A 26811-nucleotide genomic window follows, 5' to 3' on the forward strand; every position below is an offset into this window, starting at 1 on the left:
GCCTCAGGCGCTCGACGACTCCAGCAAGCGCACCCGGTTGATGGCCATGGCCGCGGCCGCCGTTCGCGTCTCCACGCCCATCTTCATGTGGATGCGCTCCAGGTGCTTCTTCACCGTGGCGGGGCTGGCACCCAGGATATCGGCGATGTCGCGGTTGATCTTGCCCTTGACGACCCAATAGAGCACCTCGGCCTCGCGCGCCGTGAGGCCGAACGCGTTGGTCAGCGCGGCCAGCACCGACTCGTTGGAGGTCTCCTGCATGACGATCAGCCAGTCACCCTGGCCTTGCGGATCGCCGTCCTCGTCGCCCACGCGCTGGTGCAAGCGGAAGGTCAAGCGGCGCGGGCCGTTCTCGATCGTCAGGCGCGGCGGCTCACGAAGGGCCTCGGCTTCGACCAGGTGGCGCCGCAGCCATTGCACCACCGCCATGGGCGCCACCGTGCCTTCGCAGGCGCAGTGCTGGCGCAGCAGCTCGCGTGCCAAGGGGGTCTGCCAGACCAGGCGGCCATCGAGCGCGCGCACCGTGATGGTGGCGTAGCCAAAGGCATCGAGCGCGTGCCGCTGCTGGCTGCGCTCGATGGCGCCTTCGCGCGCCTGGCGCGCCTGGCGCAGGTGCACGCCCATGCGCGCCATTACCTCGCGCGGTTTGATGGGCTTGGTGACGTAGTCGACACCGCCGGCGTCGAACGCGGCCTCCAGGTGCTCGGTCTCGGTCAGGCCGGTCATGAAGATCACCGGAATGCCCGCGGTATCGGCGTCGGCCTTGAGCCGGCGCGCCACTTCGAAGCCGTCGATGCCCGGCATCATGGCGTCGAGCAACACCATGTCGGGCAGCGCCTGTCGCGCGCGGCGGATGGCGCTCTCGCCGTCGAGCGCCACCAGCACGGTGTAGCCCGCGTCGTCGAGCGCGTCGTGCAGCGGCGCGACGTTGTCGGGCACGTCGTCGACGATGAGCACCACACGGTGCTCGCCGCGCGGCAGGCGTGGGTTGTCGTTGAGGGCAACGGGTTCAGACATGGCCATGGGTCAGTCGTTGTTCGATGGCGTCAAAACGGAACTCGCGCGCCAGTGCGGCCAGCGAGGTGGCCAGCACGGTGTGCTCGGGGCGACGGCGCACCCATTCGTCCAACCACTGCAGGATGCCGCGCGTATAGCCCAGGCGCACCAGCTCCAGCAAGGGCTCGATCTCCTCGCGCTCCGGCATCGACTCCACCGGTGCGGGGCTCGGCAGGTCGGGTGTGGCCTCGATCCATTGCAGCTCGAGACGCTGGGCCAGCCATTCCAGCAGCTCGTCACGGCGCACCGGTTTGACGATGAAGTCCTGGGGCAGCACGTTGTCTTCGCCGTCGAGTTCAACGTGCAGGCTTTTGTCGAAGGCATTGGCCGAGACGATGGCCAGGGGCACATCGCCCCAACCCAGCGAACGCAGACGTCGGCGCGTCTCCCACCCGTCGATGCCGGGCATGGCCAGGTCCAGGAACACGGCGTGCGGCGCCTCTTCGTCACCGGGGCTCAGTCCTTCGAGCAAGGACAGGGCGTGCAGGCCATTGGTGGCCATCACCACGTCGAAGCCCAGCGGCTCCAGCCAGCGCTGCACCAGTTCGCGATCGGCCTCTTCGTTGTCAACCACCAGCACGCGACGTCTCACCCCGTGGTAGCCCACCGGCTGCACCACCATCGGCCGCACCGGCAACGCACCGGTGAGCTCCGGCAGAAACAGCCGCACGGTGAACACACAGCCCTCGCCCGGGGCGCTGCGCACGGTGAGCTCGCCACCCATGAGGTCGGTGAGCATCTTGGCGATGGTCAGACCCAGGCCGGTGCCGTTGGCACCCGAGGCACCGTTTGCCACGCTGCCCTCGCCCTGCCCACGCGCAAACGGCTCGAACACCCGCTCGATGTCGGCCGCCGACATGCCCGGCCCGGTGTCGTGCACCTCGAACTGCGCCATCTCGCGCGCGTGGGTCACCCGCAGCCGCACCTGCCCGGCGCGCGTGAACTTGACCGCGTTGCCCAGCAGGTTGATGAGGATCTGGCGCACGCGCTTGTCGTCGGCGCGAACCACCTCGGGCAAGGGGCCGACCGGTTCGTAGATGAAGCGCAGCCCCTTGGCGGCCGCCTGCAGTTCGAACAGACCGGCCACCTCGCCCAGCGTGGCGGCAAAGGCCATCGGGCGCACATCGAGTGCGAGCTTGCCGGCCTCGATGCGGGCGATGTCGAGCGTGCCGTCGATGAGCGAGAGCAAGTGTTCGCCGCCTCGCTGGATCACGCGCAGCGCCTGTGCCCGGTGCGGCGGCAAGCCGCTGTCTTCCTGCAGCAGTTGCGCATAGCCCAGGATGCTGTTGAGCGGCGTGCGCAGCTCGTGGCTGATGGTGCTGATGTAGCGCGTCTTGGCGTGGTTGGCCTGCTCGGCCGCGCGGCGCGCCTGCTGCAACGCGCGGTCGGTGCGCTTGTGCGACTCGATCTCCTGCATCAGCAGCCGCGTCTGGCGGTTGGACTCTTCCTGCGCCACCACGCGGCTCTTGTGCGCCAGCACCAGCCACCAGGCCACCGTGGCCGCGATCAGCAGCAGCACCGCGTACACGCGCAGAAAGCCCGAGCGCAGCGCGGCATCGAGCAGCGAGGCATTGCCACCGGTGAGGTCCTGCGCGAGGCTTTGCACCTCCTGCCGGTACAGCAGGCCCAGCACCGCTGCCAGCACCGGCGCAATGACCACCATGATCAGCAGATAGTGTGCGAGCCCGGCGTCGAGGTAAGGCCACACGCGGCGCGGCATCAGCCGACGCAGGGTGGCCGTCCACTGCTCGGACAGGCGCGCGTGGGGCTTGCACAGGTCGCCGCAGCGCGCATCGAGCGTGCAGCACAGCGAGCAGATGGGACCCTGGTAGGCCGGGCAATGCGCCATGTCCGGGCCTTCGTAGTCGCGCTCGCAGATGACGCATCGGCGAATGCCCAGGCGTCGGTAGTTGCCGCTGCTCTGCGCCTCGTCGCTGCGCGCGATGTAGTAGCGCCCGCGCGTGAGCCAGGCAATCACCGGCGCCGCGACAAAGGCCGTGACCATGGCGATGATGGCCGAGAAGGCCTCGGCGGTCGGCCCCATCAGGCCCATGTGCGCGGCGATCGCCAACACGGAGGCGAGCGCCATGGCGCCCACGCCCACCGGGTTGATGTCATAGAGGTAGGCGCGCTTGAACTCGATGCCCGGCGGGCTCAGGCCCAGCGGCTTGTTGATCACCAGGTCGGCCACCACCGCCATGATCCAGGCGATGGCGATGTTGGAGTACACGCCCAGCACTTGGCCCAGGGCCTGGAACACGTTCATCTCCATCAGCATGAAGGCGATGAAGGTGTTGAACACCACCCACACCACGCGGCCCGGGTGGCTGTGCGTCAGGCGCGAGAAAAAGTTGCTCCAGGCCAGCGAACCGGCGTAGGCGTTGGTGACGTTGATCTTGAGCTGCGAAACCACCACGAACAGCGCCGTGGCCGCCACCGCCCAGCCGTAGTGGGGAAAAACGTACTCGTAGGCCGCGAGGTACATCTGGTTGGGGTCCACCGCGCGCTCGGGCGGCACCATGTGGCTGATGGCCAGGTAGGCCAGCACCGCGCCGCCCAACATCTTGACCACCCCGATCACCACCCACCCGGGCCCACCCCCCAGCACACCGAACCACCACAGGCGCTCCCTGCCTGGCTGCGGCGCCGGCATGAAGCGCAGGTAGTCGGCCTGTTCGCCCATCTGCGTGATGAGCGCAATGCCCACCGTCAGTGCGGCACCAAACAGGTGCCAATCGAACTGAACACCCAGGCCAGACGCACCACCGTAGTGCAACACGTCGGTGAAGGCCTGGGGCGACATCATGGCCACGGCCACAAAGGGCACCACCATCATCACCAGCCACAGGGGTTGGGTCCAGACCTGAAAACGGCTGATCGCAGACACGCCGTGGGTGACCAGGGGAATCACGACCAGGGCGCAAATCAGGTAACCCCACTCGGGCGGAATGCCCAGCGCCAGCTCGAGCGCGTAGGCCATCACCGCCGCTTCGAGCGCAAAGAAGATGAAGGTGAACGAGGCGTAGATCAGCGAGGTGATGGTCGAGCCGATGTAGCCGAACCCCGCACCACGCGTGAGCAGGTCCATGTCCACGCCATGGCGGGCGGCATAGACGCTGATGGGCCAGCCCGCCAGAAAAATGATCAGCCCGGTGACCAGGATCGCCAGCGCGGCGTTGATGAAACCGTACTGCACCAGCAGCGTGGCGCCCACTGCCTCCAGGATCAGGAACGAGGCCGCGCCGAACGCGGTGTTGGCCACCCGCCACTCACTCCATTTGCGAAAGCGCTGCGGCGTGAAGCGCAGCGCGTAGTCCTCCATGGTCTCGCTGCCGACCCAGCTGTTGTAGTCGCGACGCACCTTGATGATGCGCTGCGGGGCGTCGGCGGCGGAGGCACTGGAGGGCGTGTTCACGGCACTGGCGGTGCAGCTTTCATGCCATTACCCTCGGCGGGTATGGCTCTTGCTGACCAGCCACCCGAGGAGAACCGCCCGAATGGACCTGACCCCGCGCGAAAAAGACAAGCTGCTGATCTTCACCGCCGCCCTGCTGGCCGAACGCAGAAAAGCCCGCGGCCTCAAGCTCAACCACCCCGAAGCCATCGCCCTCATCACCGCCGCCGTGATGGAGGGTGCGCGCGACGGCAAGAGCGTGGCGCAGCTCATGAGCGAGAGCCGCAGCGTGCTCTCGCGCGCCGACGTGATGGACGGGGTGGCCGACATGATTCCCGACATCCAGGTAGAGGCCACCTTCCCGGACGGGACCAAGCTGGTCACCGTGCACCAACCGATTTCCTGAGGAGAACACGTGAAGACAACGACCTTGCTCAAGTCCGCCGGCCTGCTTGGCCTGGCGACCACCAGTTCCCTGGCGATGGCGCACGTGGGCGCCGACGGCGGCAGCCACCATGGCTTTGTCGACGGGTTCATGCACCCCATGACCGGCCTGGACCACCTGGCGGCCATGCTGGCCGTGGGTGTGTGGAGCGCGGCGACCACGCGGCGGTTCTGGATCGCACCGCTTGCCTTCGCGCTCACGCTGTTCGCGGGTGCGCTGCTGGCCCAGGGTGGTATCGCCTTCCCGGCCATCGAGCCGATGATTGCCGCCTCGATGCTGGTGGTGGGCCTGCTGCTGGGCGCACGCGCCCGCCTGCCCGAAGCCGCGGGCGCGCTGCTGGTAGGGGGTTTCGCACTCTTTCACGGTGCGGCGCACGGCCAGGAACTCACCGGCCTGACCGCGCTGCTGGGCATGGTGGCCGGCACAGCGCTGCTGCACATCGCTGGCCTCGGCCTGGGCCGTGCGCTGGTGCGCCACAGCGTCTGGTGGACACGCGCTGCCGGCGCGGCCGTGACCTTGCTGGGCTTGAACATGGCCTGGGGCCTGCTCGCAGGGTGATGCAGATGACCCCTGGCGAGTACCTCATCGACGACGGCGAGCACGCCCTCAACCCCGGCCGGCGTACCGCGACGGTGGTGGTGAAGAACACCGCCAACCGCCCGATCCAGGTCGGCTCGCACTACCACTTTGCCGAGACCAACGGCGCACTCGACTTCGATCGGGCCATCGCGCGCGGCATGCGACTGAACATCGCCAGCGGCACCGCGGTGCGCTTCGAGCCCGGACAACAACGCACGGTGGAGCTGGTGGACTATGCGGGCGACCGCGTGGTGTTCGGCTTCCGCGGCCTGACCCAAGGAAAGCTGTGATGGCGAGCATCAACCGACGCGCCTACGCCGACATGTTCGGCCCCACCGTGGGCGACCGCGTGCGCCTGGCCGATACCGAGCTGCTGATCGAGGTCGAGAAGGACTTCACCCTGGGCGCCGGCGGCTACGGCGAAGAAGTGAAGTTCGGCGGCGGCAAGACCATCCGCGACGGCATGGCGCAGTCGCAGCGTTCGCGCGCGCAGGGCGCCGTGGACACGGTGCTCACCAACGCACTCATCATCGACCACTGGGGCATCGTCAAGGCCGACATCGGCCTCAAGGACGGCCGCATCGCCGCCATCGGCAAGGCCGGCAACCCCGACACGCAACCCGGCATCGACATCGTGATCGGCCCCGGCACCGAGGTCATCGCCTGCGAGGGCATGATCGTCACGGCCGGTGGCATCGACAGCCACATCCACTTCATCTGTCCGCAGCAGGTGGACGAGGCCCTGGCCTCGGGCATCACCACCATGCTGGGTGGCGGCACCGGCCCGGCCACCGGCACCTTCGCCACCACCTGCACGCCCGGCCCCTGGCACATCGAGCGCATGCTGCAGGCGGCCGACGGTTTGCCCATGAACATCGGTTTTCTGGGCAAGGGCAACGCCAGCCGGCCGGACGCGCTGCGCGAGCAGATCGACGCCGGCGTGATCGGCCTCAAACTGCACGAGGACTGGGGCACCACGCCCTCGGCGATCGATCAGTGCCTGGCCGTGGCCGAAGAGACCGACACGCAGGTCGCGATCCACAGCGACACGCTCAACGAGTCGGGCTTCGTGGAGAACACGATCGAAGCCACCAAGGGCCGCACGCTGTGCGCCTTCCACACCGAAGGCGCCGGTGGCGGGCATGCGCCCGACATCCTGCGTGTGGTGGGCGAGAAGAACTTCCTGCCCTCCTCCACCAACCCCACCATGCCCTACACCGTGAACACGCTCGACGAACACGTCGACATGCTCATGGTCTGCCACCACCTGGACGCTGGCATCCCCGAAGACCTGGCCTTTGCCGAGAGCCGCATCCGCAAGGAAACCATCGCGGCCGAAGACATCCTGCACGACCTGGGCGCCATCAGCATGATGAGCAGCGACAGCCAGGCCATGGGCCGCGTGGGCGAGGTGATCCTGCGCACCTGGCAGACCGCCCACAAGATGAAGGTGCAACGCGGCACGCTGGCCGAGGACTCGGCCCGCAACGACAACGTGCGCGTCAAACGCTACGTGGCCAAGTACACAATCAACCCGGCGATTGCGCACGGCATCTCGCACATCGTGGGCTCGCTCGAGGTAGGCAAGTGGGCCGACCTCGTGCTGTGGAAGCCGGCGTTCTTTGGCGTCAAACCCTTCGTGGTGCTCAAGGGCGGCAGCATTGCGCTGGCCGCCATGGGCGACCCCAACGCCTCCATCCCCACGCCGCAGCCGGTGCACTTTCGCCCGCAGTTCGGCTCCTATGGCGGTGCGTTGGCGCGCAGCAGCCTGAGCTTCGTGTCGCAGGCTGCGCTCGACGCCGGCGTAGGCCAACGTTACGGCCTGCAGAAATCGCTGGCCGCCGTGAAGGCCTGCCGCAGCGTGAACAAGACGCACATGGTGCACAACGCCTGGTTGCCCAAAATGGAAATCGACGCGCAGACCTACGCCGTGCGCGCGGACGGCCAGTTGCTGACCTGTGAGCCGGCCACCGTGCTGCCCATGGCCCAACGCTATTTCCTCTTCTGATGTTGCAAGCCTCCAAGCTCATCGCCCAGGGCAAAGGCCTGGCGCCCGTGCTGCTCAAGCGCGCGCCCAGCACCGAGCTCGACTGGGACCTGCGGCAGAAGAGCCGCTTCGAAGCCAGCCTGAGCGACGGCCGCACGCTGGCGGTGTTCCTGCCCCGCGGCACGCAGTTGCGCGGCGGCGACGTACTGGTCACCGCCGATGGCGAACTCGTGCGCGTGGTCGCGGCGCCGCAGGTGGTCATGCGCATCACCGCCTGCCCCGACCACCCGGCGGCCGACCAGGCTTTTGACCTGATGCGCGCTGCGTATCACCTGGGCAACCGCCACGTGCCGATCGAGTTGCGACCCGATCACCTCAAGATCGAGCCCGACCATGTGCTGGGCGACATGCTGCGCGCCATGCACCTGACGGTTGTCGAGGTCAGCGAAGCCTTCGAGCCCGAAGGTGGCGCCTATGGCGGCGGGGGGCATGGACATGGACATGACCATGGGCATGGGCATGGGCATGACCACGGTCACGGCCATCACCACGATCACGACCACCCGCATGCCCACTGACGCGGCGCTGCTGCGCACCTTGTGGCTGGCGTCGCCCGCCTTGCCGGTGGGTGGCTTTTCGTACTCCGAAGGGCTGGAAGCAGCGGTCGATGCCGGCCTGGTGCACGACGAGGCGAGCGCCGCCCCCTGGCTGAGCGATCAGTTGCTGCTCGGCCCCGCGCGCAGCGATCTCGCGGTGGCGGCGCAGGCCATCACCGCCTGGCGCGCCAACGATCTGCCCCGCGTGCGCGCGCTCAACGCGTGGGTGCTGCACACCCGCGAGACCAGCGAGCTGCGCCTGCAGGCCGAGCAGATGGGACGCTCGCTGGTGGCCTGGGCGCAGTCCCTGGGCGACGTCGGCGAAGCGATGCTGGCACAGCTGCAGGACGCACAACTCGACCCGCCAACCTGGCCGGTGGCCAGCGCCTGCGCCGCCGCGCACGGCGAAGCGCCACTGCGCGAGGCGCTCGTCGGCCTCGCTTTTGGCTGGGCCGAGAACATGGTGCAGGCGGCCATCAAGGCGGTGCCACTCGGCCAGGGCACCGGGCAGCGCCTGCTCGCGCGTCTGGTGCAGGTCATTCCAGAAGCGGTGGACACCGCGCTCGCCCTGGACGACGATGCCCGCCAGGCCTTCACCCCCATGCTCGCCATCCTTTCGGCGCGCCACGAAAACCAGTACTCACGCCTGTTCCGATCATGACCACACCCCTGCACCACATCCCCAACCGCAGCAAGCCACTGCCCCCGCTTCGTGTCGGCATCGGCGGCCCGGTCGGCTCCGGCAAAACCACCCTGCTCGAGATGCTGTGCAAGGCCATGCGCGCTCGCTACGACCTGATCGCCATCACCAACGACATCTACACCAAGGAAGACCAGCGGCTGCTCACCGTCAGTGGCGCGCTGCCGGCCGAGCGCATTCTGGGTGTCGAGACCGGCGGCTGCCCGCACACCGCCATCCGCGAAGACGCGTCCATCAACCTCGAAGCCATTGACCGCATGCTGGAGCGTTTTCCCGAAGCCGACGTGGTCTTCGTCGAGAGCGGCGGCGACAACCTGGCCGCCACCTTCAGCCCCGAACTCAGCGACCTGACGATCTATGTCATCGACGTGGCCGCCGGCGAGAAGATCCCGCGCAAGGGCGGCCCGGGCATCACCAAGAGCGACCTCTTCGTCATCAACAAGACGGACCTCGCGCCGCACGTGGGTGCCGACCTGGAAGTGATGAAGGCCGACACCGCGCGCATGCGCCCCGACGCGCAACGTCGCCCCTGGGTCATGACCAACCTCAAGACGCTCGATGGCGTGGATGCGGTGGTGCGCTTCATCGAGTCGCGCGGTCTGCTGCAGCAAACCCAGGCCGCCTGACCTGAGCCGCCACCGCCCGCATGGCCTCGGCCATCGCGGCCGCTTCACGGGGCGCCTTGCCCTAGAATCCCACCCGCTGCGGAGACGTGGGAGAGTGGTTTAATCCAGCGGTCTTGAAAACCGCCGACCCGCAAGGGTCCGTGAGTTCGAATCTCACCGTCTCCGCCAATCGGCCGTCAGGCTTTGCTGCTGTCGCAGCGCATCCCACAGGGCCAGGAGTTCGGCCTCGGCACCGCCGTCCACCGGGCGCATGTTGACGGCGGTCTGCACCAGCACGAGTCGGGCGACCGGATCGATCAGCACAAACTGCCCCAAGACGCCACGCAGGGCGTAGTAGGGCGAGGCGCCGCCCGACAGCCAGATCTGGTAGCCATAGCTGGCGTTCACGGCACTGGCCGTGGTGGCTGAGGTGAGCCACTGACGGGAGACCACCTGGCGGCCATTCCATCGGCCATCGTGGGCCAGCATCAACCCGAGGCGAGCCCAATCGCGCAATCGGGCCACCACGCAACAAAAGCCCATGGCGTCACCCTTGGCGTCTTCGTCCCAGGCGGCAGGCGCTTCCGCTCCCAACGGCGCCCACAAGCGCCGACTGAAATAGGTAGCCAATGGCTCTTTCGTGGCCCGGCTGACCACCAGACCCAGCACCTCGGAGTCGGCACTGGCGTAGCTGAAGACCGTTCCAGGCTCGGCCACGCGCTGGTTGAACTGGCGCAGCGCCTCGACGGCGCCAGCCCCGTCGGGACGCATCAGCGCAGCCACGAGGTGCGCGATGTCGTCATCGGGCTGGTAGGTTTCCCGAAATCCCACGCCGGAGGCCATGGAGAGAAGGTCCTTGATGGTCGTTTCGCCATACGCCGTGCCGGCCAACTCGGGTACATAGGTTGCAGCCGTGTCCATCAGCGAGCGAATGGCCCCATCGTCCACAGCGGCCCCCACCAACAGCCCTGTGATGGTCTTGGCCATCGAATGCGACAGGAACCGGTCGCGCTCGTTGCGGCCGTATTGGTAGCGCTCTACAACAATCGTCTCGTCCTGCGCGATCAGCAGACCAGTGACCGGGTGTCGCTTCAGGTAGCTGTCGAGATTGTGGCGCGCGCCCTCGAAGACGTACTCGACGTCCAGCGCCTGATCGTCGCTCTCAAGTGCGGAAGGCGCAGACGAGGTGGGCACTTCGTGCAGGGCACGGAACTGGTCATAGCGCGAATGCAGGCCCACATAGTCGGCCTGCCGCAGTGCCTGCGAAGGCGTGCCGGGTGCGGGCACCGGGTAGCCTTGCGCCTGCCCGTATGCGATCGCGTCGGGCCCGTCGGGCGAGCTGATGGGACGGCCTTGCGCCGAAGTACAGGCAGCCGCCACGAGCAGCGCCAGCTTCCAGCGCCGCATTCCCGCCATCACGCGTACTTTCTGAGGTTCGCCCGGATCTCGCGAACCTCTTCCGAATAGCGCCCCAGCGCCTTCGTCAAGAACAGATTGACCCACCGGTACGGTAGCGGGAGTGGTCTCAGCACATCGACGATCAACACCACCCGGGTGCCCGAACTGAGGTTGGTGACCTCATGGTTCCAGCTGTCGTCAAATAGGATGCTCTGGCCCAACTGCCAGGTGTGGTGCTGGTCCTTGACGCGCAGCGAGGGGGGGTTGTCCCGCGGGACTTTCAGTGCCAGGTGGTATCGCAGGTAGCCGGTGTAAGGCCCATCGTGCGCCGGGATCGACTTGCCAGGGTCGAGGATGGAAAAGAACGCGCCCAGCAGATCGGGGACTTGGCGAAGCGCCGCCATCGTGTTGGGGCACCGGCTCGCATTGGCTTGCACTTCACCGTCCACGGTGGCCAGCATGAAAACCCGCCAGGCCTTGTCCGGGTTCACGGTTGCGGAGATGTAGGTTTCGGTGCTGGAGACGTCGTGGTAGCGCGGAATGCGTTCGCGCTCGTGCAACAGGGCATCAAGCTCCTGTGCGATGACGTCCTGCTGGCGGTCCAGTGCCCGCAGCGCCGGGAACGTGGCATCGATGTCGAAGAATGCCGGCCGCTGGTCGCCACCGGCTGGCCTGGTCAAAAAGGCATTGATTCGGCGAACCAGGGCTTGCTTTGTCCTCGACACGTCTGCTCCATGCGCCAGATCCATTCGGACGCTGCCGCAGATTATGTGGGGCAGTGGTGAGCATTCGCGCTCTTAGAACCCTGAAGTCAGCCCTTCCGTGCCGCCCTGCACGATCGAAAAAAAGGGTGGCCTTTCGACCACCCTTCAAACCTTGGAGACGGAAAACAGCAATCGATCAGTTGGCAACAGTGGCAGCGGCGCCTTGGGCGACCGCGTTGCCTTGCACGGCGCGCACACCGGCCAGACGCACTTGCTCAACTTGGGCTGCGGTCGGCACCGGCAGGATTTCGCCTTGGGCGACCAGGCCCAGACGGTAGGCTTCGGCTGCCTCGGCACGCACCTGGGCGACGCTCAGGTTGCTGGCGACGACGGTGGCCTGGTCCTGGCCTTCGCTGGCTTCGCCGCGGGCAATGACGTCGGCCTTGTAGGCCGGGGCCACCTGGGCTTGCACTTCAGCACGGGTCAGTTGCGATTGGAAATTGAAGACTTCGTTGCCTTCGATCGGGCCTTCGGCGAAGGCGGCACCAGCGGAGATGGCAAGAACGAGGGGGAGCAGAGCGGATTTCATGACGGTTCCTTTGAGACAAGACGTTGAGGGGGGAGACACACCACATGCCGTTTTGTGTCGGCATGGGAGAACTGTAGAAATCACGTCTGTCATTCGGCGAACGCCAGAATTACCGATCTGTAAGCCAACGCGGACACGCTTCGGGCGACAATTTCGCATCGCGCGATCACCGCGCCTCCTCCTGAAGCCACGCCGCCCGCAAGCCATGCGCATCCTGGTCATCGAAGACGAAGCCAAACTGGCCGACTACGTCAAACGTGGTCTGTCGGAGGCCGGCTATACGGTCGACGTGGCGCGCGACGGGATCGAAGGGCGCTACCTGGCCACCGAGGGCGACTACCAGCTCATCGTGCTGGACATCATGCTGCCTGGCATCGACGGCTTCGGTGTGCTGGCGTCGTTGCGCGAGACCCGCAACACGCCGGTGCTGATGCTCACAGCGCGCGACCTCGTTGAGGACCGCGTCAAAGGTTTGCAGGCAGGGGCCGACGACTACCTCGTCAAACCCTTCGCGTTCTCTGAGTTGCTGGCGCGCGTGGCCGCATTGTTGCGGCGTGGACCGGCGCACGTCGAATCGACCAACAGCAAGCTGGCCATCAGTAATCTCGAGATGGATCTCATCGGGCGCAAGGCCTGGCGCGATGGACAGCGGCTCGAACTCACCGCCAAGGAGTTTTCGCTGCTGGCCTTGCTGGCGCGTCGCAAGGGACAGATCCTGTCGCGCACCACCATTGCCGAACAGGTGTGGGACATGAACTTCGACTCCGACACCAACGTGGTCGAGGTGGCCATCCGCCGCCTGCGCGCGAAGATGGACGACCCGTTCCGGCCCAAATTGCTGCACAACGTGCGAGGCATGGGCTACGTGCTGGAGGACCGCACATGAACACACAGACCATCACGGCACCGGCCACCGATCTTGACGATCTGCGCACCGAGCCCCAACCGTGCACCTACTCAATCGGCAAGCGGCTATCGCTGCTGCTGGCGCTGCAGACCGTGATCGGTCTGGGCGTGCTGCTGGCGGCCATCTACGGCGTGACCTACATGCTGTTCAAGACCAAGCAGGAGGAAGAGCTGCGCAGCTACTCCGGCGTGCTGGTCGAAGTGCTCAAGGACGCCGACCTCAAGGGCGGCGAAGCCGAGATGCGGCACAAACTGGCCTGGCTGGCCGAGCGCCGCCCGGGCACCTTCGTGCAGGTGATGCGCGCCGACGGCAGCGAGCTGTACCGCGATCAGGCGCCGACCTTCGATGTGAACGCTGCGCCGTCCCGCGAGCAGCGCTTCGAAGTGGCGGCGGCCAACGGTGGCGCGCCCTACCGCGGACGACTCGTGATCGATTGCTCCCGCGATGCCCAATACGGCCAGCGCATTGCACTGCTGCTGGTGGTCTCGACGCTGGCGGGTGGTGCGTTCGTGGCCTGGGCCACGTTCTGGCGCGTGCGGTGCAGTCTCTCGCCGTTGCTGGATCTGGCCGCGCAAACGCGCGCCATCGACGTGCGGCGCCTGGATCAGCGACTGTCCCTGCCGGAGCCGATCGAAGAGCTTCAGCCCCTGATTGATCAGTTCAACGGGCTCATGAAGCGGGTGGAGCGCACCTACCTGCAGCTCGAGGGGTTCAACGCCGACGTGGCGCACGAGCTGCGCACCCCGTTGGCCAACCTGATCGGCCACACCGAGGTGACACTCAGCCGCCAACGCAGTGCGGGCGAGCTGGAGGACGTTCTGGTCTCCAACCTCGAAGAGCTGCAACGCATGGCCGGCATCGTCAACGACATGCTGTTTCTGGCGCAGGCCGACCGCGGCGTGAAGGCCCGGCGCGGCGCGCCGGTGAGTCTGGCGGAGCTGGTGCGCCAGGTGGTGGAGTTCCACGAAGCGCCGCTGGAGGATGCGGCGCTGGGCATCGACATCGAGGGCGACGCCATGCTGTCGCTGGACGAACCGCTGGTCAAACGCGCCTTGTCCAATCTGCTCGGCAATGCGATTCGCTATGCCGACAAGGGCACGCGTCTGTGCGTGCGCATCGTGCCGGAGGGCGAACAGGCGGCGCGCCTGTGGGTCGAGAACGAGGGCCCGACCATTGACCCGGCCCACCTGCCCCGCCTGTTCGACCGCTTCTTCAGGGCCGATGCCTCGCGCTGCGAGCTGGAGAAGCCGCACCACGGTCTTGGCCTGTCCATCGTGGCCGCGATCGCGCGCATGCACGACGGTTTTGCCGCAGCAGAGTCGGGCAACGGGCGGACCCGCGTGGGCTTCAGCCTGCGCAGCACCAGCGCTTGATCGTCGCCGCCTGAGGGGTTACTCGGCGGCCAGGAACAGCGATTGCAGATCGCTGAGGAAGTCGAATCCCCGCTCGCTCGGTCGCACAACGGCGCCGTCCTGCGTCAGCAGGCCACGCGCCAGACCTTCATCCAGACCCGACTGCACGCTGGAGAGCGGCAACCCGGTGTAGGCCTGAAAGTCGATCAACGAAAAACCGCCACGCAAGCGCAGAGCGTTGAGCATGTACTCGAATGGCAACTGCGTACGTGGCACTTCTTCCATGGATGACAAGGCATCGCCCGCGAGCGCCCGTTCCATGTACAGCCTGGGCTCGCGCACGCGCACTGTGCGCGCCACCCGGTGCGCGAAACTGAGCTTGCCGTGCGCACCCGCGCCAATGCCGAGGTAGTCACCGAAGCGCCAGTAGTTCAGGTTGTGGCGGCAGGCATGGCCTGCGCGGGCGTAGGCCGACACCTCATAGCGCGCCAGGTCCTGCGTCGACGTCAACTCGGTGATGCGGTCCAGCATGTCGTAGGCCGTGTCGTCATCGGGCACCCGGGGCGGGTACTTGGCGAACACGGTATTCGGCTCAAGGGTGAGGTGGTAGACAGACAAGTGCGGTGGCTCAAACGCCAGCGCACTGCGCACATCGGCTTCGCACTGCGCCACGGTCTGCCCGGGCAGGGCATACATGAGGTCGAGGTTGAAGGTGTCGAAACAGTGCGCCGCCTCCTCGACGGCCGCACGCGCCTGCGCTGCGTCGTGCACCCGGCCGATCGCTCGCAAGTGCTCGTCGTTGAAGCTCTGCACACCGATCGACAACCGCGTCACGCCGGCCTCGCGAAACGCCCGAAAGCGGTCGCGCTCGAAGGTGCCCGGGTTGGCTTCCAGCGTGATCTCGGCGTCGGCTTCCAGCGGCAAGAGCGCACGCACATCGCCCAGAAGGCGGTCGATCGCGTCGGGCGAAAACAGGCTGGGGGTTCCACCGCCTATGAACACGCTGTGCACAGCGCGCCCCCACACCAGCGGCAAGGACGCTTCCAGGTCGCGGCGCAAGGCATCGAGGTAGCGGCTCTCAGGCATGGCACCTCCCTGCTTACCCCACTCGTGCGAATTGAAGTCGCAGTAGGGGCACTTCTTCAGGCACCAGGGCAGGTGCACGTACAGAGAGAGGGGCGGCAGCGCCGAGAGCTGCAGCGTGCCTGGACGCATCCAGTGGCGCAGATCGTGCGCCGGCATTGGGGTGCCGCTCATGCCGTCGCAGCGAACCAGCGCTCTCGCATCAGGGCGAGCATGGCACGCGCCGCCTGACCGCGGTGACTGTGGCGGTTTTTCTCAACGGGATCCAGTTGGGCAAAGGTTAGGCCCAACGCAGGAATGAACATCACCGGGTCGAAGCCGAACCCCTGTGCGCCCACCCGCTCGCGCGTGATGAGCCCGGGCGCGCGACCGGTCGCCACCAGGGGTTCGGGATCGTCGGCGTGGCGCAGCGCGACCAGCGTGCTGACCAGAGCCGCTCGGCGGTCCTCGATGTCGCGCATCTGCGCCAGCAGCGCTGTCACGTTGTTGTCGTCGCCCTTGGGAAGACCGTGCTGCGTCGCGTAGTAGGCGGTGTCGACACCCGGCAAACCGCCGAAGGCCTCAACACACAGACCGGCGTCATCGGCGAGCGCGGGCAGCCCACAGGCGCGCGACGCATGGCGCGCCTTGGCCAGCGCGTTCTCGATGAACGTGCGGTGCGGCTCCGGCGCCTCGGGAATGCCGAGCTCGGACTGACGCACCAGCGTGACGCCCAGCGGCGCGAACAGACTTTGCAGTTCGGCCAGCTTGCCCGCGTTGTTGGACGCCAGAACGAGCTTCATGCGGCCAGCGCCGTTCGCTGCAATCCGACCAGCTCGCCGATGCCCTTTTCGGCCAGGGCCAGCAAGGCGTCCATTTCGCGCCGGGTAAAGGCCGCGCCCTCGGCTGTGCCTTGCACTTCGACAAAGTGCCCGGCACCGGTCATGACCACGTTCATGTCGGTATCGCAGGCCGAATCCTCGACGTACTCGAGGTCGAGGAGCGCCACGCCGTCAAGAATGCCGACCGAGATGGCGGCCACGTGGTCCTTGATGGGCGACGCCGTGAGCTTGCCCTCGGCCAGCAGCTTGTTGACTGCATCCTGCGCTGCCACAAAGGCACCGGTGATGCTGGCGGTGCGGGTGCCACCGTCGGCCTGGATCACATCGCAGTCAAGAGAGATGGTCCGCTCGCCCAAAAGCGTCAGATCAAAGACCGCCCGCAGCGAGCGCCCGATCAGGCGCTGGATTTCCTGGGTGCGTCCGCTTTGTTTGCCTTTGGCAGCCTCTCGGTCGCTGCGCGTGTGCGTGGCGCGGGGCAACATGCCGTATTCGGCTGTCACCCAGCCTTCGCCGCTGCCGCGTTTGTGCGGGGGCACCCGCTCCTCAACGGACGCGGTGCACAGCACCTTGGTGTTGCCAAACTCGATGAGGACCGATCCTTCGGCATGCATGGTGTAGCCGCGGGTGATGCGCACCGCACGCAAAGCGTCGGCGGCCCGCTGGCCTGGGCGGGAAGCAGTTGTCATGGAGAAACCTCGAAGGCGAGAAGCTCAGGAATTGCGCGCCGCGGCGCTGCGCTGGATGGCCTCGTTGATCTCGGCAATCGAGCGCTCGATGGCAGCGTCGTCCAGGTCTTCTGCGGTGGGGTCGGGCACGCCCGACTGGATGGTGGAAGCAAACACGCCGTCCTCGATGTCCTCGGTGGACACACGGGTGGTCTGGTACTCGTCGGCGGTTTCCCACTCCATGGCGAGCACCGTCACGTTGTCACAACGTGGCCCGCCACGGCGAAGCGCCGTCTCGACCAGTTCGGGAATGGACTGCTCCAGCGCATTGCTGGTCAGTTCATGCACGATTTCGTCGTCCTCGACGGTGCCCCAGAGACCGTCGGAGCACAGCAGGACACGGTCGCCCTGCATGAGTTGCACCGGGCCGGACAGGTCGTAGACCGGCTTGGCCGGCGAACCCAGGCAGGTGAACAGGATGTTGCGGTTGATGTGCTCGGTCGCACGTCCCAGGTGGGCCTGCTGCTCCATGTAGGAGTGGTCCCGCGTGCGGGTAAGCAACTGGCCGTCGCGCACGATGTACAGCCGCGAGTCGCCGCAGTGCACCCAATGGATGTGGCCACGCTCCATGACGGCTGCCACGAGCGTCGTGCGCGGCGTATCGAGCATGCCCTTTTCGGCCGCGTACCGGATGATCTGGTGGTGCGCAGCCATCAGCGCACTCGACAGGAACTCCGGCACCTCGCGGACCGTGGGGTTGGCCGCTTTCTGGAAATACGCGGACAGCGTCTGCAAGGCCAGCTGGGCGGCCATGGCACCTTCAGGGTGCCCGCCCATGCCGTCGGCCAGCACAAACAAACCGGACTCACGGGTGTAGGCATAACCCATGCGGTCTTCGTTGCGCTCGCGGCCACCTTGGCGACTGATCTGATAGACCGAGAATTTCATCGGAACTTGGTACCGACGTCCGTGGACTTGCGCAGCAACGACTTCTGCTTGTCAGAGACGATGTTGTCGAACTGCAGGCGCATTTTTTCGGCCACAGTGAGCTTGGTATAGCTGCGCTCGGTCTCGCGGCTCAACTCCTTTTGGAGAGCGAACACCGACTGCGGCCGGGACAGCGGATCAAGCGACATGCACCATTCCACCACTTCGATCAGGTTGTCCGAGTACACGCCGCGCAGGCGCGACAGCGCCAGCGACAAGCGGTCTTTTTCCAGGCGCTGCGGCGCATCGTTGGGTGGATAGCCCTGCATGCTGGCGTAGATGCAGGCGCCGATTGCGTAGATGTCGGTCCACGGCCCCATCGAGGAATCGCGGCGGTACATCTCGGGTGCCGCAAAACCGGGCGTGTACATCGGACGGATGAAGTTGCCTTCCTTGCTCAGCACTTCGCGCGCTGCGCCAAAGTCGATCAGGACGGCGCGATTGTCATCGGTGATGAAGATGTTGGCCGGCTTGATGTCCAAATGCAGCATCTTGTGCTGGTGCACGATGCGCAGGCCGCGAAGCACTTCGTCGTACAGCGATCGAATGGTCGACTCGCGAAACACCTTCTGCTTCTTGAGCTCGCGGGCCGTGATGATGAACTCCTGCAGGGACGAGCCCTCAAGGTAGTTCATGACCATGTATACGGTCTCGTTCTCTCGGAAGAAGTTGAGCACGCTCACCACCGACTGGTGAGAGATCTGTGCGAGCGCACGCCCTTCTTCGAAGAAGCTCTTCAAGCCAAGACGGTAGAGCGACAGCTTCTCGGGCTGCACCTGCGGCAACAACTCACCGGGAGCACGCGATGCCAGCGATGAGGGCAGGTATTCCTTGACAGCAACCTGCTGGCCCTCGGTGTCGACGGCCAGGTACACCACCCCGAATCCGCCGGCGGCGAGCTTGCGAACAATGCGATAGCCGCCGATGACCGTGTCGGGCGGCAGGGGTGCGGGTTTGACCTTTGACATAATTCGACCGGCTTCCGAAACGCCCCGTTTTGGACCACAACACCGACCGGCCCAGAGCGATGGCAGTTTACAGCATGACCGGATACGCCACGGCTCAGCGCAGGCGCACCGAAACACCGGCCGCAGGCGATTCGGGGCCGTCCGTCGGGGTCGAACTGCGATCGGTCAACAGCCGATTCCTGGACCTCTCCTTCAAGCTGCCCGACGACCTGCGCGCGGCCGAACCCGCATTGCGCGAGGCCCTGACCCAAACCCTCAAGCGTGGCAAGGTCGAGCTGCGCGGCTGGTTCGAGATCCCGGGTGACGCCGCCGCAAGGGCGCCTTCGTCCAGTGACTTGCAGCGACTGGGGGGGCTGCAGGACGCCGTGCGGACTTGGCTGCCGCAGGCTCAGCCGCTGAGTGTGGCGGAGGTCTTGCAGTTGACCACCCAGCGTGCCCGGACGCCAGAAGACCTTCATCCACTGCTGCTTGATGCGGCGCGTGGCGCCATCGACCACCTGCTGGAAGCGCGTGCCCGGGAAGGCGAACGCCTGGCGCAGAGCCTGCGCGAACGCGTGGCACTGCTGCGCGGTCATGCCGAGATGGCCGCCCCGCTGATTCCTCAACTGGTTGCCCAGCAACGTCAGCGCTTTCTGGATCGTTGGAACGAAGCACTCGGGATGGACGCGACCGGCCCGGCTGCGTCGAGCGACGCTGCGCAGGACCGCGCCTTGTCAGAAGCCACCGCCTATGCGATCCGGATCGACGTCGCGGAAGAACTGACCCGCCTGACATCACACCTGAGCGAGATCGATCGCCTGCTGGCGCGCGGCGGCGAGGTGGGCAAGCGCCTTGACTTCCTCATCCAGGAGCTGCATCGCGAAGCCAACACACTGGGCTCCAAGTCGTCCAGCCTCGAACTCACGCGCATTTCCGTCGATATGAAAGTGCTGATCGAGCAAATGCGCGAGCAGGTGCAGAACCTTGAGTAAGCAAGTCATGGACTACCCAGGCAATCTCTTCGTCGTAGCCGCCCCGAGCGGGGCGGGCAAATCCAGCCTGGTCAAGGCGCTGATGGAACTCGATGCACGGGTGCAGCCCTCTGTATCGCACACCACACGTCCACCGAGGGGACAGGAAGTCCACGGCCGGGAGTACTTCTTCGTCAGCAAGGAAACCTTCGATCAGATGGTTCTGCAGGACGGATTCGTGGAGTGGGCCCAAGTGCATGGCAACCGCTATGGCACGTCGAAGGTGGCGCTGGAGCAGCGCATGAAGCAAGGCGCTGACGTGGTGCTGGAGATCGATTACCAGGGCGCCATCCAGGTCAAGCGCATCTTTCCCAATGCCGTCCTCATATTCATCCTGCCTCCCAGCTGGGAGGAACTGCGCTCTCGCCTCGAGCGTCGGGCCGAAGACAGCGCGGAGGTCATCGAGGTGCGCCTTCAGAATGCCGCCACGGAAATGGCCCAGGCCCGCCAGTTTGACTTCGTTATAATCAACGAGCTTTTTGAACGCGCCTTGTTCGACCTCAAGGCTGTGGTTCATGCCCAGCGGCTCAAATACGCCGCCCAGCGCATTGCCCGAAGCGACACCTTTCGGGCCCTGAACATTCCCTGAACCGCCTCTGGAGATTCCCACATGGCCCGCATCACTGTCGAAGATTGCCTGGAGCAGATCCCCAACCGCTTCCAGCTGGTGCTTGCAGCCACCTACCGCGCTCGCATGCTCAGCCAGGGCCATGCGCCCAAGATCGAGAGCAAGAACAAACCTGGCGTGACGGCCTTGCGTGAGATTGCCGAAGGCAAGGTCGGCTTGGAGATGCTGAAGAAAGTACCGGTCTGAACGTTCCGCACACCCTCAAAGGGCACCGCAAGGCGGTGCCCTTTTTGTTTGCGAGGCTGATGCACGCCAAGCGTCACACCAAGGCTTAGGGCGAGGGGTCAAGACATCCCTGGGTGCATCGCGCTACATTTACACGATGATGTCCACCGAAGCCGGCCCTGTTGAGCCCGTCACCGCCGAGTCCGGCAGTGCGGCTGCCAGCGCGGCCGCGGCCAGCTTTGCAGCGCTCCTGAGCAAGATCGACTACCTCGGTCCGACAGACGTCGAGAACATTCGGCAGGCCTACCGCTTTGCCGACGAAGCGCACCTGGGTCAACTCCGCAAGAACGGCGATCCCTACATCACCCATCCGATTGCGGTAGCAGCGCAGTGCGCCGAATGGAAGCTCGATGCACAGGCCCTGATGGCGGCGCTGATGCATGACGCGATTGAGGACTGTGGCGTCACCAAACAAGAGATCGTCGAGCGCTTTGGCGCGCCGGTGGCCGAACTGGTCGACGGACTCACCAAGCTCGAGCGCCTTGAGTTCACCTCGCGCGAACAGAACCAGGCGGAGTCGTTTCGCAAGATGTTGCTGGCCATGGCCAAAGACGTCCGGGTCATCCTCATCAAGCTGGCGGATCGCACCCACAACATGCGCACCATGGGCGACATGCCTCGGGACAAATGGCACCGCATCAGCAGCGAGACACTGGAAATTTATGCGCCGATCGCGCATCGGCTCGGACTGAACTTCACCTACCGCGAACTGCAGGATCTGTCTTTCCGCTTTTTGCACCCCTGGCGCTATGAAGTCCTGGCCAGGGCCTTGGAGAAGGCCCGCGGCAGACGCCGTGACCTGATCGCCCGTGTGCAGCATGAAGTCGAAGACGCCTTCGCCCGCCATTCAATGCCGGTGCGCATTCTGGGCAGGGAGAAGACGCTGTATTCGGTGTACCGGAAGATGGACAGCAAGCACCTGTCGTTTGCCCAGGTGACCGACATCTACGGGTTTCGCATCGTCGTGCCCGAACTCACCGACTGCTACACCGCACTGGGTTTGCTGCATCAGCTGTACAAGCCGTTGCCGGGCAAGTTCCGGGATTACGTGGCGATCCCGAAAGTGAATGGCTATCAGTCGCTGCACACCACCCTCGTCGGGCCCTTCGGCACCAACATCGAGTTTCAGCTGCGCACGCACAGCATGGACGTGGTGGCGGAATCAGGTGTCGCCGCGCACTGGCTGTACAAGGCCAACGAACCAGGCAGCGACACCTCGCAGCGCCTGGGTACCCAGTGGCTGCAATCACTGCTCGATATCCAGCAGGAGACGCACGACGCCAGCGAGTTCTGGGACCACATCAAGATCGATCTGTTTCCGGACGCGGTCTATGTATTCACCCCAAAGAGCAAGATTCTTTCCCTTCCGCGCGGCGCCACCGTGGTGGACTTCGCCTATGCCATTCACAGCGATGTCGGACACCGAACTGTCGGCGTTCGGATCAATGGCGAGCAACATCCGCTTCGGACGGAGCTCAACAACGGGGATGTGGTCGAGGTCATCACCGACGACAAAGCCGAGCCCAATCCGGCCTGGCTGTCCTTCGTCAAGACGGGGCGTGCCCGGTCCAAGATTCGCCACCACCTCAAGGCCGTGGCACAGGACAAAGCCATTGAACTGGGTGAACGCATGCTGCGTCAGGCCATTCGGTCCGAGGGCATCGCCCGACTTCCCGACGAAGAGGGTGAACAGAGTGCGGTTTGGGACAAGCTGTTGCGCTTCACAGGCAACAAGAACCGGGTCGAGCTGTTGTCGGACATCGGCATGGGCAGGCGCATCGCCGGCATGGTGGGCAAAAAGCTGGCGGTGCTGCTGGGCGAAATCGGCGTGAAGCCGGACGCCGTGCTGATCAGTCGCGAGCGCTACAACGCCACGGGTGAAGAGTCGATGGCCCAAGGGGTCGTCACCCTCGACGGCAGCGAGGGCGTGTCGGTGCAGTACGCGTCCTGCTGCAAGCCCATCCCGGGCGACAAGATCGTCGGCTACCTCGGTCGTGGCGAAGGACTGGTCGTGCATGCCGAAGACTGTCCGACGGCCCGGCGCCTGATGGCACGGGACGCAGAGAGATTTATCGAGGTCGAGTGGGCGGATGAACCGGTTCGATCCTTCGAAACGGATGTGATCGTGACCGTGACCAACGGCAAGGGCGTGTTGGCAAGGGTCGCCCTGTCGATAGCGTCGGCCGAAGCCGACATCACCCATGTGAACATGGGCGACGAGCCGGCTCAAACCGCCACCGACATCCGATTCTCGGTGGCAGTGCGCGATCGACAGCACCTTGCGGATGTGTTGCGCAGCCTCAAGCGCACACCATCGGTGGTCAAGGCGCAGCGCTTCAAGGCTGCGCCGCGCAATTGATCAGGGCGCCGGATAGGTGACCGCAAGCACTTCCAGATCCTGACTGCCTCCAGGCACCGCCAGGCGCACCACGTCGCCGACCCGCGCCTTCAACAAGGCCCGCGCCACCGGCGACACCCAGCTCACCCGCCCAGCCAGACTGTCCGCCTCGTCGGTGCCAACGATCGTGACAGTGGTCTTCGCGTCCGATTCATCGATGTAGGTCACCGTCGCGCCGAAGAACACCTGCTCCCCGCCGTGGTGAAGCGAAGGGTCCACGACCTCGGCGATCTCAAGCCGCTTGGTCAGGAATCGGATGCGTCGGTCGATCTCGCGCAAACGCTTCTTCCCGTACAGGTAGTCACCATTCTCGGAGCGATCTCCATTGCTGGCCGCCCAGTGAACCACGTCCACGACCTTGGGGCGCTCAACGTCGATCAGCGTCATCAGCTCCTGCCTAAGAAGCTGGTAGCCGTCACGGGTGATGTAGTTCTTGGTCCCGGAAGAAGGGATCGACGGCGCTGACAGCTCTTCGTCATCATCCGCATCGCTTTCGCGTGTGAAGGCCTTGCTCATGACATCGCGCGTCCAAAAGGAAAAAGCCTGCAGTCATTGACTGCAGGCTTTTCTGTGGTGGCGCGGCTGGCAGGATTCGAACCCACGACCCCTTGGTTCGTAGCCACCGATTTAGCCGCAAGTTGTTGATTCATATAGATTTATCTGCGGGACTTTTTGGGTTCTTGAGGTGTTTTTCGACCCATTTCATATCTGAGTCCCGCAAAAGTCCCGCAGCGGTCTACGCGGCGGAGGGTCAGATCCACTGCCCTCCACCGCGCCCAAAATCTATCACCTTCGGACTAACGGTCTTCCAGCGACCGAGAAGACCCCTGGCTCCAAGGCTGCCAGCCATTGCTGCTTAACCTTAGAGGTCGAGTGGCAGCGATGCAGCGTTCTCGGACTCTGATTCGCCGAAAGTGAAGGACTCCTAACGGCTAGGAAACTGACATTCAAGCCGAGACGATAGCGAGCTAGCTTCTGTTGGGTCGTGCGCTTAACAATCTTGGGTGACCTAAACGTAGCCGGCAGCAGCGCATCGCTTCGGCGCGGCGTCACATGCCACTGAGCGGAACTGGGCGGGTTACGTAGCCGGTGGCAGTGGCTATAAGCAAGCACCCCAAATTCACGATCGCGTGTGCTGGAGTATCCGTTCGCAGGATGGAATAGTCGGGAGGGGCGCCCCCGATCTCACCGCGCAGAATATCGACAGGTCGATCGTGGGACCTATCTATTAGCAGACCGATCAGGTAGAGCCCACCCGCCAGTGCCGCATAAAAGAGAAATCGGGACGCAGGCTCGCGAAGAAAGATCGCGACAGTGGGCAGCAGAAACAGGATGGCTGTGAAGGGGCTGGTCTTGCTGCCGCCCGTAACCTGAATGAGGCGAAACGTGATCAGCAGATCTGCGACAAAGAGTACGAAGTAGGTCGTGTTCCTCGAAAGTCCACCTGAGAATGCGAGTTCGCCGAAAACGGGTGCGGACAGGCGATAGAGCTCATCTGAAGCGACGACGCACCCTACAGTAATGAGCGCCATCAGAAGCACTGCTCGGTCGCAGCGCGATCGCAATAGGACAAAGCCACCTTGCGGGAGTACACGATTCGTCAGTGCGATCAGTACGAGCAGGAATAGCTGTACCGCGAGAGTTGCTCCAATAAGCCCCACCGGTTGAACTTGCACTTTCGCCTCCCCGCGCACTTAAACAAGTCGTGCGACGGAGTGTAACGAAACGTAGAGGGGCGGGAGTGGGGGTATCCAAGGCTCACTGAGCCGCTGCGCGAGCAAGATCCGGCCATATCGCAGCCTTGATGACTTGTAGCTCCGGGCAGCCAAGGTGATTCGAGGAAGCCAGAAGAATCGCCTGCTCCTTGAGTTCTTTGTGAAGGAGGGATTTCAGCTCTCCGAGGACAATCTTGCCCCGGCGCCACCTGGCAGGGTCCCCGTCGTAGTCTGCGATTGCCTTCATCGCTAATTCGCCCGCGTTGTGCGCAGGTCCACCGTTGCGGTTGGCAATGGCGATCTGCGTCCTGATGTTTATCAGCGCGTTAACAGACTTGTCGCGCGTGTTGGTAGTGGCCTCGTCAATGAGTTGTTGCACCCTCTCAACCATCAGCGCTGGATTGAGGTGCGCGATGTGCGCGGCATTCAGGAAGTAGCCCTCTACGTCGCTGTGAGCTGTTATGAAGGCGTTCGCGTTCATGTCTGCAAAAGCGCCCTCCAGCTTCGCAACAGTGTCGTCGTCAAGGTAGTCTCGGTCCCTGTGCAGCAGGAACCTCACCTTCGGCGCTTTGTCGAGTAGGAAGTTCCGAAGCACTTTGGCCGCATCAAGCTTGGAGCAACCTGCGTAGGGTCGGACATCTAGCTCGTGAACGGGGAACCCATTGCTGCTCAGCAAAGCCTTCAGGGCATCCAACGATTCTTTCTTGCTGTCTTCTGTCGCCACGAGACATGTGAAGTGCCCCTTCGCAAAGTAGTCCACTGAGTCGAGAGCGCCGAGATCCATCAGCATCGCAGGCGTTGACACAGAGTCGTAGTCAACCTTCTTTCCTTCGCTGACCCAAACAACCTGCGCGCGATCTCGCAGTGCATCTAAGACGTGGCGTGAGTGTGTGCTGAATAGAACACGGAAGCCGCGCGTCTCAGCCAAGCTCGTAATCAGTTCACACAACGCACGTTGGTTATTCGGATGAAGGTGCGAATCAGGCTCGTCGAGAATGAGGACTTCGGGCTGGAAGAGAGTGATGTAGGCGAGGATCTGGCTTGCTTGCAAGATCGAAGTTCCCGCCGCGTCGATGGGCAGGCGCGGCATTCCAGGACGTGTAAAGTGGACTTGGATGTTCTCGTCTCTCTCCTTGTCGAACTCAATCTCAACCTTTATTCCTGGAAACAGCGCACCCATGTCAGCCTGAAAATGGTCGAGCGGCCCGCGCCACTTGTTGAACTCAACATACCAATGGGGGACAGCCTTCCCTTCGGCCTTCTGCCTATCGTGGCTTTCCTTCAACTTGCGCTGAATTTCAGTTCGTTGTCGAGAATGAGCATCAGCGATCATCAACAGGACGTTTCGCAGCACGAGGTTGGCATCGCCGCGGGCCACAATGCGCCTTACGACACCGGGCGACATATAGCGCTCCTCCTTAGCGATTCCCGCCAGGCCCGGCGCATACACCGTGAATGGGCGGTCAAGATCCATCAGCCGCTCGCCCACGAGTTTCCCGGCAAGGGATACCGCGATATTCCGGTTTCGCCCTCGTCTGACAGCGATCCGGCATGCGTTGCCGTCGGACATCACCACGTCGACTTCGATCTGCCCGATGGCGCTCTCATATAGCTGCCCGCCGTGGGCGAGAGAAAGGACGTCTGCGACGGGTGAGTAGAGCAATTGCGACGGGTTAAACGACAACTCGAACTTGTCGGCACCCCACTTAACTCCTTCGCCAACTAGCTTTGCAGTCTGCGCGACAGAGACAGCAAAGTGCAGGGCCTGCAAGGCGCTACTCTTTCCTGAGTTGTTGGCTCCGATAAGGACGGTGGTGTCAGTGAGATCAAGATCAAACTCCTTCAGCTGCTTGAACCGCTTCAGGGTCACTTTCGCAATCTTCGCCATCCCGCATCCTCGCCTAGTAATTTCCGATCGCTACTGCAGCTTCTTTGCGCGAGCTGCCGAGAAGTATTGCGATCGCTGTCTTCACAGCTACAGCCCGCCGGAGCATGCACT

General features: G+C 64.5%; 26 protein-coding genes and 1 tRNA gene. 14 read left to right on the forward strand and 13 right to left on the reverse strand.

From position 1 onward, the window contains the following. Positions 1–3: 3 nt before the first annotated feature. Positions 4–1017 carry a response regulator transcription factor gene (locus KF871_RS04530; RefSeq protein ID WP_291138843.1) on the reverse strand — a complete coding sequence of 338 codons (1014 nt, stop codon included), beginning with the start codon at positions 1015–1017 and terminating at the stop codon, positions 4–6. Continuing rightward, a complete protein-coding gene (locus KF871_RS04535) occupies positions 1010–4471 on the reverse strand; it encodes an ATP-binding protein (protein WP_291138845.1) in 3462 nt (1153 codons plus the stop codon). Before KF871_RS04535 ends, KF871_RS04530 begins: the two co-directional genes overlap by 8 nt. 82 nt (positions 4472–4553) lie before the next feature. On the opposite strand from KF871_RS04535, the gene KF871_RS04540 reads away from it, so the two are divergent. The 8 genes from KF871_RS04540 (at position 4554) to KF871_RS04575 (ending at position 9551) form a co-directional block, all read left to right on the forward strand. Then, positions 4554–4856: an urease subunit gamma gene (locus tag KF871_RS04540; RefSeq protein ID WP_291138847.1), complete on the forward strand. Its 303-nt coding sequence runs from the start codon at positions 4554–4556 to the stop codon at positions 4854–4856. Positions 4857–4880: 24 nt separating this feature from the next. Beyond that, complete coding sequence (locus KF871_RS04545; RefSeq protein WP_291139237.1) at positions 4881–5453, forward strand: HupE/UreJ family protein; 573 nt, start codon at positions 4881–4883, stop codon at positions 5451–5453. 5 nt (positions 5454–5458) lie between these two features. Further along, complete coding sequence (locus KF871_RS04550) at positions 5459–5764, forward strand: urease subunit beta (RefSeq protein ID WP_291139240.1); 306 nt, start codon at positions 5459–5461, stop codon at positions 5762–5764. Further along, positions 5764–7482, forward strand: a complete 1719-nt coding sequence (gene ureC, locus KF871_RS04555; protein ID WP_291138849.1) for an urease subunit alpha — start codon at positions 5764–5766, stop codon at positions 7480–7482. Before KF871_RS04550 ends, ureC begins: the two co-directional genes overlap by 1 nt. Beyond that, positions 7482–8039 carry an urease accessory protein UreE gene (ureE, locus tag KF871_RS04560; RefSeq protein WP_291138850.1) on the forward strand — a complete coding sequence of 186 codons (558 nt, stop codon included), beginning with the start codon at positions 7482–7484 and terminating at the stop codon, positions 8037–8039. Before ureC ends, ureE begins: the two co-directional genes overlap by 1 nt. Next, on the forward strand, positions 8029–8718 hold the full coding sequence (locus KF871_RS04565) for an urease accessory protein UreF (protein WP_291139242.1): 690 nt from the start codon (positions 8029–8031) through the stop codon (positions 8716–8718). Before ureE ends, KF871_RS04565 begins: the two co-directional genes overlap by 11 nt. Next, a complete protein-coding gene (gene ureG / locus KF871_RS04570) occupies positions 8715–9383 on the forward strand; it encodes an urease accessory protein UreG (RefSeq protein WP_291138851.1) in 669 nt (222 codons plus the stop codon). The genes KF871_RS04565 and ureG overlap by 4 nt, the downstream gene beginning before the upstream one ends. Before the next feature lie 80 nt (positions 9384–9463). Beyond that, a tRNA-Ser gene (locus KF871_RS04575) sits at positions 9464–9551 on the forward strand. Here the strand turns inward: KF871_RS04575 and KF871_RS04580 are convergent. From KF871_RS04580 to KF871_RS04590, 3 genes are all read right to left on the reverse strand, one after another. Then, on the reverse strand, positions 9537–10778 hold the full coding sequence (locus KF871_RS04580; protein ID WP_291138853.1) for a serine hydrolase: 1242 nt from the start codon (positions 10776–10778) through the stop codon (positions 9537–9539). The genes KF871_RS04575 and KF871_RS04580 overlap by 15 nt on opposite strands. Further along, on the reverse strand, positions 10778–11509 hold the full coding sequence (locus tag KF871_RS04585; protein ID WP_291138855.1) for an aspartyl/asparaginyl beta-hydroxylase domain-containing protein: 732 nt from the start codon (positions 11507–11509) through the stop codon (positions 10778–10780). The genes KF871_RS04580 and KF871_RS04585 overlap by 1 nt, the downstream gene beginning before the upstream one ends. A gap of 151 nt (positions 11510–11660) precedes the next feature. Further along, positions 11661–12053: a DUF4148 domain-containing protein gene (locus KF871_RS04590; protein ID WP_291138857.1), complete on the reverse strand. Its 393-nt coding sequence runs from the start codon at positions 12051–12053 to the stop codon at positions 11661–11663. A 205-nt stretch (positions 12054–12258) separates the two neighbouring features. Between KF871_RS04590 and KF871_RS04595 the strand changes: the two genes are divergently transcribed. Both KF871_RS04595 and KF871_RS04600 read left to right on the forward strand, forming a co-directional pair. Continuing rightward, on the forward strand, positions 12259–12939 hold the full coding sequence (locus KF871_RS04595; RefSeq protein WP_291138859.1) for a heavy metal response regulator transcription factor: 681 nt from the start codon (positions 12259–12261) through the stop codon (positions 12937–12939). Then, positions 12936–14333: a heavy metal sensor histidine kinase gene (locus tag KF871_RS04600; RefSeq protein WP_291138860.1), complete on the forward strand. Its 1398-nt coding sequence runs from the start codon at positions 12936–12938 to the stop codon at positions 14331–14333. The genes KF871_RS04595 and KF871_RS04600 overlap by 4 nt, the downstream gene beginning before the upstream one ends. A gap of 18 nt (positions 14334–14351) precedes the next feature. Here the strand turns inward: KF871_RS04600 and hemW are convergent, their stop codons facing one another. From hemW to KF871_RS04625, 5 genes are read right to left on the reverse strand one after another with little or no spacing between them, the layout of a single operon-like run. Next, positions 14352–15569: a radical SAM family heme chaperone HemW gene (gene hemW, locus KF871_RS04605; RefSeq protein ID WP_291138862.1), complete on the reverse strand. Its 1218-nt coding sequence runs from the start codon at positions 15567–15569 to the stop codon at positions 14352–14354. Further along, positions 15566–16177 carry an RdgB/HAM1 family non-canonical purine NTP pyrophosphatase gene (gene rdgB / locus KF871_RS04610; protein WP_291138864.1) on the reverse strand — a complete coding sequence of 204 codons (612 nt, stop codon included), beginning with the start codon at positions 16175–16177 and terminating at the stop codon, positions 15566–15568. The genes hemW and rdgB overlap by 4 nt, the downstream gene beginning before the upstream one ends. Further along, a complete protein-coding gene (rph, locus tag KF871_RS04615) occupies positions 16174–16902 on the reverse strand; it encodes a ribonuclease PH (protein WP_291138866.1) in 729 nt (242 codons plus the stop codon). The genes rdgB and rph overlap by 4 nt, the downstream gene beginning before the upstream one ends. Before the next feature lie 24 nt (positions 16903–16926). Further along, positions 16927–17829 carry a PP2C family serine/threonine-protein phosphatase gene (locus KF871_RS04620; RefSeq protein ID WP_291138868.1) on the reverse strand — a complete coding sequence of 301 codons (903 nt, stop codon included), beginning with the start codon at positions 17827–17829 and terminating at the stop codon, positions 16927–16929. After that, positions 17826–18836, reverse strand: a complete 1011-nt coding sequence (locus KF871_RS04625) for a serine/threonine-protein kinase (protein ID WP_251710515.1) — start codon at positions 18834–18836, stop codon at positions 17826–17828. Before KF871_RS04625 ends, KF871_RS04620 begins: the two co-directional genes overlap by 4 nt. Positions 18837–18895: 59 nt before the next feature. Between KF871_RS04625 and KF871_RS04630 the strand changes: the two genes are divergently transcribed. From KF871_RS04630 to KF871_RS04645, 4 genes are all read left to right on the forward strand, one after another. Further along, positions 18896–19807 (forward strand): YicC/YloC family endoribonuclease, encoded by a 912-nt coding sequence (locus tag KF871_RS04630; protein WP_291138871.1) that lies wholly within the window; start codon positions 18896–18898, stop codon positions 19805–19807. Between the two features lie 7 nt (positions 19808–19814). Next, positions 19815–20435, forward strand: coding sequence for a guanylate kinase (gene gmk / locus KF871_RS04635; protein ID WP_291138874.1), 621 nt, complete (start codon positions 19815–19817; stop codon positions 20433–20435). A 21-nt stretch (positions 20436–20456) separates the two neighbouring features. Further along, positions 20457–20660, forward strand: coding sequence for a DNA-directed RNA polymerase subunit omega (gene rpoZ, locus KF871_RS04640; RefSeq protein WP_291138876.1), 204 nt, complete (start codon positions 20457–20459; stop codon positions 20658–20660). 139 nt (positions 20661–20799) lie between these two features. After that, positions 20800–23058 (forward strand): bifunctional (p)ppGpp synthetase/guanosine-3',5'-bis(diphosphate) 3'-pyrophosphohydrolase, encoded by a 2259-nt coding sequence (locus KF871_RS04645; protein WP_291138878.1) that lies wholly within the window; start codon positions 20800–20802, stop codon positions 23056–23058. Here KF871_RS04645 and greB read toward each other — a convergent pair whose 3' ends face one another. From greB to KF871_RS04660, 3 genes are all read right to left on the reverse strand, one after another. Beyond that, positions 23059–23613 carry a transcription elongation factor GreB gene (gene greB / locus KF871_RS04650; RefSeq protein ID WP_291138880.1) on the reverse strand — a complete coding sequence of 185 codons (555 nt, stop codon included), beginning with the start codon at positions 23611–23613 and terminating at the stop codon, positions 23059–23061. It lies immediately after the preceding gene. 533 nt (positions 23614–24146) lie between these two features. After that, positions 24147–24629 (reverse strand): hypothetical protein, encoded by a 483-nt coding sequence (locus KF871_RS04655; protein WP_291138882.1) that lies wholly within the window; start codon positions 24627–24629, stop codon positions 24147–24149. Positions 24630–24855: 226 nt separating this feature from the next. Further along, positions 24856–26700 (reverse strand): AAA family ATPase, encoded by a 1845-nt coding sequence (locus tag KF871_RS04660; RefSeq protein ID WP_291138884.1) that lies wholly within the window; start codon positions 26698–26700, stop codon positions 24856–24858. Between the last annotated feature and the right edge of the window lie 111 nt (positions 26701–26811).

Source organism: Hydrogenophaga sp., from assembly GCF_019635465.1.
GTDB lineage: Bacteria > Pseudomonadota > Gammaproteobacteria > Burkholderiales > Burkholderiaceae_C > Hydrogenophaga.

Coding starts and splice junctions, on each gene's coding strand:
- KF871_RS04550 (WP_291139240.1), top strand. CDS start 5,459: ATGACCCCTGGCGAGTACCTCATCGACGACGGCGAGCACGCCCTCAAC.
- KF871_RS04600 (WP_291138860.1), top strand. CDS start 12,936: ATGAACACACAGACCATCACGGCACCGGCCACCGATCTTGACGATCTG.
- KF871_RS04660 (WP_291138884.1), bottom strand. CDS start 26,700: ATGGCGAAGATTGCGAAAGTGACCCTGAAGCGGTTCAAGCAGCTGAAG.
- KF871_RS04530 (WP_291138843.1), bottom strand. CDS start 1,017: ATGTCTGAACCCGTTGCCCTCAACGACAACCCACGCCTGCCGCGCGGC.
- KF871_RS04620 (WP_291138868.1), bottom strand. CDS start 17,829: ATGAAATTCTCGGTCTATCAGATCAGTCGCCAAGGTGGCCGCGAGCGC.
- KF871_RS04580 (WP_291138853.1), bottom strand. CDS start 10,778: ATGGCGGGAATGCGGCGCTGGAAGCTGGCGCTGCTCGTGGCGGCTGCC.
- KF871_RS04625 (WP_251710515.1), bottom strand. CDS start 18,836: ATGTCAAAGGTCAAACCCGCACCCCTGCCGCCCGACACGGTCATCGGC.
- hemW (WP_291138862.1), bottom strand. CDS start 15,569: ATGAGCGGCACCCCAATGCCGGCGCACGATCTGCGCCACTGGATGCGT.
- gmk (WP_291138874.1), top strand. CDS start 19,815: ATGGACTACCCAGGCAATCTCTTCGTCGTAGCCGCCCCGAGCGGGGCG.
- ureG (WP_291138851.1), top strand. CDS start 8,715: ATGACCACACCCCTGCACCACATCCCCAACCGCAGCAAGCCACTGCCC.
- KF871_RS04585 (WP_291138855.1), bottom strand. CDS start 11,509: ATGGATCTGGCGCATGGAGCAGACGTGTCGAGGACAAAGCAAGCCCTG.
- rpoZ (WP_291138876.1), top strand. CDS start 20,457: ATGGCCCGCATCACTGTCGAAGATTGCCTGGAGCAGATCCCCAACCGC.
- KF871_RS04630 (WP_291138871.1), top strand. CDS start 18,896: ATGGCAGTTTACAGCATGACCGGATACGCCACGGCTCAGCGCAGGCGC.
- KF871_RS04540 (WP_291138847.1), top strand. CDS start 4,554: ATGGACCTGACCCCGCGCGAAAAAGACAAGCTGCTGATCTTCACCGCC.
- rph (WP_291138866.1), bottom strand. CDS start 16,902: ATGACAACTGCTTCCCGCCCAGGCCAGCGGGCCGCCGACGCTTTGCGT.
- ureE (WP_291138850.1), top strand. CDS start 7,482: ATGTTGCAAGCCTCCAAGCTCATCGCCCAGGGCAAAGGCCTGGCGCCC.
- KF871_RS04590 (WP_291138857.1), bottom strand. CDS start 12,053: ATGAAATCCGCTCTGCTCCCCCTCGTTCTTGCCATCTCCGCTGGTGCC.
- KF871_RS04655 (WP_291138882.1), bottom strand. CDS start 24,629: ATGGCGCTCATTACTGTAGGGTGCGTCGTCGCTTCAGATGAGCTCTAT.
- greB (WP_291138880.1), bottom strand. CDS start 23,613: ATGAGCAAGGCCTTCACACGCGAAAGCGATGCGGATGATGACGAAGAG.
- KF871_RS04595 (WP_291138859.1), top strand. CDS start 12,259: ATGCGCATCCTGGTCATCGAAGACGAAGCCAAACTGGCCGACTACGTC.
- ureC (WP_291138849.1), top strand. CDS start 5,764: ATGGCGAGCATCAACCGACGCGCCTACGCCGACATGTTCGGCCCCACC.
- KF871_RS04645 (WP_291138878.1), top strand. CDS start 20,800: ATGTCCACCGAAGCCGGCCCTGTTGAGCCCGTCACCGCCGAGTCCGGC.
- KF871_RS04565 (WP_291139242.1), top strand. CDS start 8,029: ATGCCCACTGACGCGGCGCTGCTGCGCACCTTGTGGCTGGCGTCGCCC.
- rdgB (WP_291138864.1), bottom strand. CDS start 16,177: ATGAAGCTCGTTCTGGCGTCCAACAACGCGGGCAAGCTGGCCGAACTG.